This window comes from Paracoccus laeviglucosivorans (assembly GCF_900182695.1).
GTDB classification, from domain to species: domain Bacteria; phylum Pseudomonadota; class Alphaproteobacteria; order Rhodobacterales; family Rhodobacteraceae; genus Paracoccus; species Paracoccus laeviglucosivorans.
Window position 1 is genome coordinate 1 of sequence record NZ_FXTK01000079.1, and the last position, 1,229, is coordinate 1,229.

A 1,229-nucleotide genomic window follows, 5' to 3' on the forward strand; every position below is an offset into this window, starting at 1 on the left:
AGAGGTGGTCCGGGAATTTGGACCGGTTTGCCGCTCAGCTAAGCTTCAGCATGGGTTTCATGTCAGGCGGCGGCTTTCAGGTACTGGTCGGAGGTATCATAGGCCTCGGACGGCGTCAGCAACCCATGCGATGAGTGCGGGCGTTTTTCATTGTAATAGCTGATCCAGGCGCCGATCCCCTTGCGGGCTTCCGAGCCGGTCTCGAAGGCATTCAGGTAGACGCATTCGTATTTGAGCGACCGCCACAGCCTTTCGATCATCCGGTTGTCGATCCAGCGACCGCGCCCGTCCATCGAGATCTGCACCTTGGCGTCCAACAGCACCTCGGTGAACTCGGTGCTGGTGAATTGCGAGCCCTGATCGGAATTGAAGATCTTGGGCTTGCCATATCTGGCCAGCGCCTCCTTCAGAGCCTCGACGCAAAAGCCCGCATCCATGGAATTCGACAGCCGCCAGCTCAGCACCTTGCGGCTGTGCCAATCCATGATCGCGACCAGATACAGGAACCCACGGCGCATCGGGATGTAGCTGATGTCCGTGCACCAGACCTGATTGCGGCGTGTGATTGCCAAGCCCCTCAGAAGATATGGATAAATCTTGTGCGCCGGGTGCTTCTTGCTGGTCTTTGGCTCCTGATAGATCGGCACCAGACGCATGAGCCTCATCAGCCGACGGACCCGGTGCCGTCCGCAGCGATGTCCCTCGCGCTGCATGTGTCGGGCCATCTGGCGCGAGCCATACCACGGCGTCTCGAGAAACTGGCGGTCGATGATCTCCATGAACTTCAGGTTCTCGGCGCTTTCGCCGCGCGGCTGGTAATAAAGGCCGGAGCGCGCCAGAGACAGCAGACTGCACTGTCGTCGGACGCTGAGATCGGGATGATCCTGTTTCACCGCTTTTTGCCTCCAGTGCCGAGAATGAGACTGGAGGCTGCCGACAAAAAATCCCGCTCGATGACGAGCTGGCCGATCTTGGCATGCAGCTTCTCGACTTCCTTCTCGGATATCTGTGGCTCGCCGGGCGAGGCACCGCCAAAGGCAGCGGCCATGTTCTCGATCGCGGTGCGTTTCCAACCGCTGATCATCGTCGGGTGGATGTCATACTTCTTGGCCAGTTCAGCCGTCGTCAGCTCCTCGCGGATGGCCTCAAGAGCCACCTTCGCCTTGAACTCTGCAGAATAGCGCTTGCGTTTCGTCATTTCAGATTGGTTCTTCCTCAGGCGCTAAAGC

1 protein-coding gene is annotated in these 1,229 nt (G+C 58.8%); it reads right to left on the reverse strand.

The features are described 5' to 3' along the window. Positions 1–62: 62 nt before the first annotated feature. Positions 63–1,198 (reverse strand): IS3 family transposase gene (locus FN835_RS21105; RefSeq protein WP_142665187.1). Its coding sequence is split into 2 segments (ribosomal slippage): positions 63–934 and positions 934–1,198, totalling 1,137 coding nucleotides; the frame shifts between segments, so codons are not numbered across the junction. Positions 1,199–1,229 lie beyond the last annotated feature (31 nt).